This is a genomic window from Actinosynnema sp. (genome assembly GCF_052038725.1).
The window spans coordinates 1-6963 of sequence record NZ_JBQGCX010001126.1; the positions used below are offsets into that span (position 1 = coordinate 1).

Here is a 6963-nt window from a genome sequence, read left to right on the forward strand (position 1 = left end):
GGGGCCGCGTCCCCCCGCCCTTGAGGAGCACGAAGCCCATGGCACAGAACAAGAACAGGCGCGCGACCGGCGTCGTCGCGCTGCTCGCGGGCGCGCTGCTGCTGTCCGCCTGCGGGTCGGGCGGCGACGCCGGGCCCGCCCCCGCCGCCGCGACCGGTTCGGCGAGCCAGGCCGCGTCCGGGCAGAGCGCGGGCGGCGACCACAACGCCAGCGACGTCATGTACCTCCAGATGGCGATCGAGCACCACCGCCAGGGCCAGGACCTGGTGGAGCTGGCCGAGACCCGCGCCACCCGCGAGGAGATCAAGACCCTCGCCTCGGCCATCGCGGTCACCCAGAAGTCCGAAGTGGACAGCATGGTCGGCTGGCTCCAGGAGTGGGGCGAGCCGGAGTCCTCCGGCGCCGACCCGCAGGTCCACGCCGACCACGGCGGCGACCACTCCACCAGCCCCGAGCTGATCGCCGAGGTCGCGGGCAAGAGCGGCGCCGAGTTCGAGACGGCCTTCCTGAACCTGCTCATCGCGCACCAGCACAACGCGGTCGACCTGACCAAGGTCGTGCGGGAGAACGGCGCGAACCAGCAGACCAAGGAACTGGCCGAGCGCGTCTTCCAGTCCCGGACCGCGCAGATCACCCAGATGCTCAAGTACCTGAGCTGAGCGGACGTCCGCGCGGCGGGGGGGGGGGGGGGGCCCCCCCCCCCCCCCCCGCCGGGCTCAGCTCCAGGCCCCGAGCGCCAGCGAGCTGGTGAACCGGCGGTGCTCGCCGGTCACCGGGTCGGTGAACTCCAGCGCCTTCGCCAGCAGCTGCAGCGGGTCGGTGAAGTCGTCGAGCGGCTTCTCCCGCAGCACCGGGTAGAAGTCGTCGCCCACGATCGGCACGCCGAGCCCGCTCAGGTGCACCCGCAGCTGGTGCGTGCGCCCGGTCGTCGGCAGCAGCCGGTAGCGGCCCAGGTCGCCCCTGCGCTCCACCAGCTCCACGCGGGTCTCCGCGTTCACCGGCCCCGGCACCTCCTGGGCGGTGATCACGCCCTTCTCCTTCACGATCCGGCTGCGCACCACGCGCGGCAGCTCCAGGTCGTCGCGCACCGGGGCGATCGCCTCGTACTCCTTGCGCACCAGGCGATCGGCGAACATCGTCTGGTACCGCCCGCGCAGCGCCGGGTCGACCACGAACATCACCAGCCCCGCCGTGACCCGGTCCAGCCGGTGCGCCGGGCTGAGCGCGGGCAGGCCGAGGTCGCGGCGCAGGCGCACCAGCGCGGTCTCCACGACGTGCTTGCCGCGCGGGATCGTGGCCAGGAAGTGCGGCTTGTCCACGACCAGGACCGCGTCGTCGCGGTGCACCACGGAGATCTCGAACGGGACCGGGACCTCGACCGGCAGGTCCCGGTGGAACCACACCGCGCCGCCGGGCGTGAACGGCGCGTCGGGGGCCACCGGGCCGGTCAGGTCGTGCACCCGGCCCTCGGCGAGCATCAGGTCGACCCGCTCGGCCGGGACCGGGAGCCGCTCGACCAGGTGGTCGCGCAGCGTCGCCCACGGCCCGTCCTCCGGCATCCGCACCCTGGCCGGGTCCAACCCGTGCCGCTGGGACAGCCCGGCCGGTCTCTGCTTGCGCCTCACCCGGACATTGTCGCTGATCGGGAGCGCGGTCCGGGACGCGTGCGGCGCGGCGGGACGCGCCGCACGCGGGCTCAGCCGAAGTAGTGCCCGGCCTCCAGGTCCGCCAGCAGGCCGGGGCCGGTCGGGCGCCAGTCGAGGGACTCGGCGGTCAGCGCGGCCGACGACGGCTGGTCCACGCCCATCAGCGCGCCGACGAACCCCAGCCCCGAGACGTCGCCGCTGCCCGCGGGCACGCCGAGGCGGCGCCCGATCACCTCCGCGACCTCGCGCAGCGGCACGCCCTCGTCGCCGACCGCGTGCAGCACCGCGCCCGCCTCGGCCCGCTCCAGCGCCACCCGGTACAGCCGGGCCGCGTCGGCCACGTGCACGGCGGGCCAGCGCTGGGACCCGTCACCCGCGTGCACCGACGTGCCCGCCTCCCCGGCCGCCGCGACCAGCATCGCGATGAACCCGTGGTCGCCCTCGCCGTGCACGGACCTGGGCAGCCGCAGCACGGACACCCGCACGCCCCGCTCGGCCAGCGCGAGCGCCAGCGCGGTGTTGCCGCCCCGGTCGCCGGGCGCGCCGGTGGGGGTCAGGCCGTCGCGCTCGGTCGACGCCCGGCCCGGCGTGAACGGGGTGCCTGCCGTGACCACCAGGGGCTTCCCGGTGCCCTCCAGCGCGTCGCCGAACGCGGCGATGGCCCGCGCGTCGATCTCGACCGCCTCGGCGAACCGGGTGAAGTCGTGCACGAACGCCAGGTGGACGACGCCGTCCGCCGCCCGCGCGCCCGCGCGCAGCACCGCCGGGTCGGTCAGGTCGCCGCGCAGCACCCGCGCGCCCGCCGCCTCCACGGCCGCAGCCGACGCGTCCGACCTGGCCAGGCCGGTGACCTCGTGACCGGCCGCGATCAGCTCGGGGACGACCGCCCGGCCGACCCAGCCGGACGCGCCCGTGACGAGAACCCGCATGTCCCACTCCTCCGCGTGCCGCCCCACCGCCAGTGATGGGACTTGGTCTCGTGACCGTAGCACGAATGATGGGACCAAGTCCCGTCGCGTAGGGTGGGGGCATGGGCAGATGGGAGCCGAACGCCCGCGAGCGGCTGCAGCGGTCGGCGCTCGCGCTGTTCGCCGAGCGCGGGTACGACAGCACCACCGCCGCCGGGATCGCCGAGGGCGCGGGGCTGGGCAAGAGCACGTTCTTCCGGCACTTCGCGGACAAGCGCGAGGTGCTCTTCGACGGCCAGGAGCAGCTGAACGAGGCCCTGGTCGCCGCGATCGCCGCCGCACCGGCCGAGGCCGGTCCGTACGAGGTGATCGGCCTGGCGCTGGACGCGATGGGGGCGTTCTTCGGGCCGGAGCGGCTGGAGTGGGCGCGGCAGCGGCAGGCCGTCGTGCAGGCGCACAGCGAGCTGCGCGAGCGCGAGCTGCTCAAGATCGCCTCGCTCACCGAGGCGTTCGCCACCTCGCTGCGGGCGCGCGGGCTGGGCGCGACGGCCGCCGGGGTCGCGGCGGAGCTGGGCGGGCTGGCGTTCCGGGCCGCGTTCGCCGGGTGGATCGCCCCGGACAACGCGCTGGGCTTCCCGGAGGTGGCGCGGCGGGAGCTGGCGGCGGTGCGGGAGGCGGCGGCCTCGCTCGACTGAGCGCCGGGTCCGGGCGCGGCGGTGTCGGGGCCGGTGCGCGGAACCGGTGCGCGGTGGGGGAGAACGAGAGCGGGACGGGCCCCTGAGGACCCGTCCCGCGACAGCTGGTCGACCTGTGCCCGCCGGTTCGCCCCGGTCAGTCGTCCGACCCCCGGAAGCTCACCTGGTAGCCGAGCGCCCCGAGCATCCCGGTCAGCATCTTCTTCGTGCTGTCCACCGCGCGCTTGCGCAGCTCCGAGGTCTGCGCGGCCTCGGCCAGCTTCTGCTCGGCCGCCACGTAGAACGCCTGCTGGTCCTGCGCCTGGACCAGCGAGGCCAGCCGGTCGAACAGCCCGCGCTCCTGCGCGAACACGTAGCACTTGTCCTGCTGGAGGTTCGGCTTGTCCAGCTGCGGCGACGGCAGGTCGATCTCGACGGTCTTGCTCTCCTGCGACACGGTCATCGACCGCTCGTCCATCGTGCCGAAGTCGACGAACGCGTTGACCGTGCCCGCCGCGACGAACAGCGTCCGCTGCCCGGCCAGCGCGTCCGGCACGAACCGGACGTCCTGCTCGATGTCGAGCACCACCTGGTAGTCGCCCGCGGCGGCGTGGAACTGGCTCAGGTCCCGCAACGACTTCAGCACGGCCGGTTGCGACCGGTCGACGACGTCGGTGCCGAACGGGTCCCAGACCTTCGTCAGCGTGAGCGTGCCCAGGACGGCGGCGGCCAGCAGGACCACGACCCCGGCGAGCACGCCGATGCGCCTCTTCATGCGCCGGGTGTACCCGATCGCCCGCGCCCGCAACCGGGCGGGGGTCGATCGCTTCGGGCGGCGGCCTCGGGAGGCGCGCCGCGAGGGGCGGGTTCCCCCTGGCAGGGAAGGGGAACCCGCCCGTCCCGCAGCGGCGTCAGCGGGGTTCGGCGGGGGAGCGCGCCGGGTGGCGCGGACGTGGCGCGGCGCCGCGCGCGGGCCGGATCGCCTGCGCGGGCTGGGGAGCGGCCGTCGGGGGGTTCGCCGCCTGCGGGGTGGCGCGGGACGGCAGGGTGGTCACCCCGGCGCGCGCCCGCTCGACCGGTCTCGCGTCGTGCAGCAGCAGCCGCGCCCGCAGCGCCATCTCCAGCGCCAGCCGCTCGTCCGGGTCGTCCAACCGGTCGCCGAGCAGCCCCTCCACCTGGTGCATCCGGTAGCGCACGGTCTGCGGGTGCACGCCCAGCCTGGCCGCCACCTCCACCACCCCGCCCCTGGTGCCCAACCACGCCAGCAGCGTCGTCTCCAACCGGTGCCGCTGCTTGGCGGTCAGGTGCGCGAACACCGCCAGCGCCCGCCCGACCAGCGTCTCCACCAGGAACTCGTCGGCGAGCAGCGCCAGCACCGCCAGGTGCTCCTCGCACCAGGTGACCCGCGCCTGCGGCAGCAGCCCCCGCCGCACCAGCCCGAGCGCCCGACGCGCGCAGCCCAGCGACCGGCGCGCGTCGGCCAGCGGCACCACCGGCCCCACCGCCGCCCGGCGCCCGCGCAGCTCGGCCTCCAGCCCCCGCCGGTCGGCCGGGCCGCCCAGCACCAGGCACGGCTCCGAGCTCTCCAGGTCCAGCAGCACGTCCCGGCCGAACGCGGGCGACGGCAGCTGGTGCTGGTCCTCCCGGTACTCCAGCGCCACCACCGCGACCCGCTCCGGCAGCCGCCAGTCCGTGGACGCCGCCAGGTCCGCCAGCGACCGGGCCGACGCGGGCGACTCGCCCAGCAGCACCTTGAGCAGCTGCCTGCGCCTGCGCTCCAGCGCGCCGCTCGCCCCGGCCTGCGCCTCCGCGTAGCCCTCGACGGCGACCCGGCACAGCTCGTCCACCCAGGCGAAGATCGCGTCGGCCACGGCGAACAGCGCGTCGCTGGGCAGCCCCAGCTCGCGCCCGTGCTCGCTCAGGTGCCGCCACACCACCCGCGCCCCGACCCGCACCGCGTTCTGCAGGGCGTCCATCGTGCGGCCTTCGAGGAACTCGACCCGGCCGCTGTAGCGCAGCACCGCCTGCCAGTCGCCGGTCGGCGCGTCCGGGTCGACGATCGACTCGAAGCACTGGAAGATCGCGGTCTCCACCGAGCCGACCAGGACCTCGCGGAACTTGCCCTCCAGGGGCTGGGCGTAGGCGGGGACGGAGCGCCGGATCTCCTGCACGGCGTCGCGCACCAGCACGCCCGCGAGCGGTTGGAGCCTGCGCGCCAGGTCGGGGGGCACCGACGACCACGGCGCGGACCCGCGGGACCGGGAACCCCGGCCGCTCACTGGCATCGCCATGCGCGTCGCCTCCGTCGGGCGGAGCGCCGCCGTGGGACCCCGCCCGACTGACCCTAAAACACCGGGTCGGCGAGTCAAACGACCATTCGGAGTGCTCAGCGGCGTCCTGCGGGACAGGCGCGCGGGGCTCGGTCAGCCCTGCCCCTCGCGCTCCTCCCGGTCCTCGCCGCGCTTGCGCAGGAACGTGAAACCGGGGATGCCGAGCACGGCCTGGCGCACGTCGTCGGCGATCTCCATGAGCTGGTGGATGTCCGGGCCGACGCGGTCCAGGGTGGCGAGCATCGGCAGCACGTCCTCCAGCAGGTGCTTGGTGAGCACCGGGAGCTGGTCGACCAGCTCGATGGCGGCGTCGATCTCCTGCGGGGTGAGGTCGTCCACGAACCGCTTGGCCAGCGGCTGCGCCTGCTTCGCCAGCGGGGCGTAGGACTCCAGCAGCTCGCGGGCGGTCCGCGCGGCGGACCCGGCGTCGGTGGTGATGGCGGTCGCGGTGGTGGTGAGGTCCTGCGCGGTGGTCGTGACGACCTCGGCCTTGGCGGTCACGGCGTCGGCGCGGGCGAGGAGCGCCTCGGTCTCGTCGAGCACGGCGCGGGTGCGCGCGAGCAGCTCCTCCGCCCCGCGCACCACGGCCTCGGCCGAGGTGAGCAGCCCGAGCACCCGACCGGGCAAGGAGACCGCGGTGTCCACGGTCGAGCGGGCGAGTCCGAACAGGGCACGCGGCGTCAGTTCCACCGGTCCAGTCTGCCGCACCGGTGGAACCGACGTCGTGGGTCAGCCGGGGGACGGCCGGGTCACGGCGCCGCCACCGCCCCACCCGCGGCCTTCGCGGACTCCTCGGCGAACTGCGTCCGGTGCAGCTGCTCGTACCGCCCGCCCGCCGCCAGCAGCTCCGCGTGCGTGCCGCGCTCCACGACCTGCCCGTCCTCCACCACCAGGATCACGTCCGCCGACCGGATCGTCGACAGCCGGTGCGCGATCACCAGCGCGGTCCTGCCCGCCAGGGCCTCGCCGAGCGCCTCCTGCACCTGCGCCTCCGACGTCGAGTCCAGGTGCGCGGTCGCCTCGTCCAGCACCACCACGCGCGGGCGGGCCAGCAGGACGCGGGCGATGGTCAGCCGCTGCCGCTCGCCGCCGGACAGCCGGTAGCCGCGCTCGCCCACCACCGTGTCCAGGCCCTCCGGCAGCGACGCCACCAGCCCGTCCAGCCTGGCCCGCCGCAGCGCGTCCCACAGCTGCGCGTCGCTCGCCCCCGGCGCGGCCAGCAGCAGGTTGTCCCGCACCGACTCGTGGAACAGGTGCCCGTCCTGCGTCACCACGCCCAGGGTCTCGCGCAGCGAGGCCGAGGTCGCGTCGCGCACGTCCACCCCGGACAGCAGCACCGCGCCCGAGTCCACGTCGTGCAGCCGGGGCAGCAGGGACGCGATGGTCGACTTCCCCGCCCCGGACG

Annotated in this window: 8 protein-coding genes; 2 read left to right on the forward strand and 6 right to left on the reverse strand. The window is 75.5% G+C overall.

What is annotated here, in order from left to right; genetic code table 11:
* Positions 1–38: 38 nt before the first annotated feature.
* Positions 39–659, forward strand: a complete 621-nt coding sequence (locus ACTUAL_RS23710) for a DUF305 domain-containing protein (RefSeq protein ID WP_440901793.1) — start codon at positions 39–41, stop codon at positions 657–659.
* Between the two features lie 57 nt (positions 660–716).
* Here ACTUAL_RS23710 and ACTUAL_RS23715 read toward each other — a convergent pair whose 3' ends face one another.
* On the reverse strand, positions 717–1625 hold the full coding sequence (locus ACTUAL_RS23715; RefSeq protein ID WP_440901794.1) for an RluA family pseudouridine synthase: 909 nt from the start codon (positions 1623–1625) through the stop codon (positions 717–719).
* 71 nt (positions 1626–1696) lie between these two features.
* Positions 1697–2575, reverse strand: coding sequence for an SDR family oxidoreductase (locus ACTUAL_RS23720; RefSeq protein ID WP_440901795.1), 879 nt, complete (start codon positions 2573–2575; stop codon positions 1697–1699).
* 101 nt (positions 2576–2676) lie between these two features.
* On the opposite strand from ACTUAL_RS23720, the gene ACTUAL_RS23725 reads away from it, so the two are divergent.
* Positions 2677–3249: a TetR/AcrR family transcriptional regulator gene (locus tag ACTUAL_RS23725; protein WP_440901796.1), complete on the forward strand. Its 573-nt coding sequence runs from the start codon at positions 2677–2679 to the stop codon at positions 3247–3249.
* Positions 3250–3385: 136 nt separating this feature from the next.
* On the opposite strand, the gene ACTUAL_RS23730 is transcribed toward ACTUAL_RS23725, so the two are convergent.
* From ACTUAL_RS23730 to ACTUAL_RS23745, 4 genes are all read right to left on the reverse strand, one after another.
* Positions 3386–4003 carry a DUF4230 domain-containing protein gene (locus ACTUAL_RS23730; RefSeq protein ID WP_440901797.1) on the reverse strand — a complete coding sequence of 206 codons (618 nt, stop codon included), beginning with the start codon at positions 4001–4003 and terminating at the stop codon, positions 3386–3388.
* A gap of 136 nt (positions 4004–4139) precedes the next feature.
* Entirely contained in the window at positions 4140–5519 is a 1380-nt protein-coding gene (locus tag ACTUAL_RS23735) for a helix-turn-helix domain-containing protein (RefSeq protein WP_440901798.1), read from the reverse strand.
* 132 nt (positions 5520–5651) lie between these two features.
* The gene (locus ACTUAL_RS23740; protein WP_096496188.1) at positions 5652–6248 is read right to left on the reverse strand and encodes a hypothetical protein; all 597 of its coding nucleotides are present in this window, start codon (positions 6246–6248) and stop codon (positions 5652–5654) included.
* Positions 6249–6307: 59 nt separating this feature from the next.
* Positions 6308–6963 (reverse strand): ABC transporter ATP-binding protein (locus ACTUAL_RS23745; RefSeq protein ID WP_440901799.1); only part of this gene is annotated, 656 nt, incomplete at its 5' end.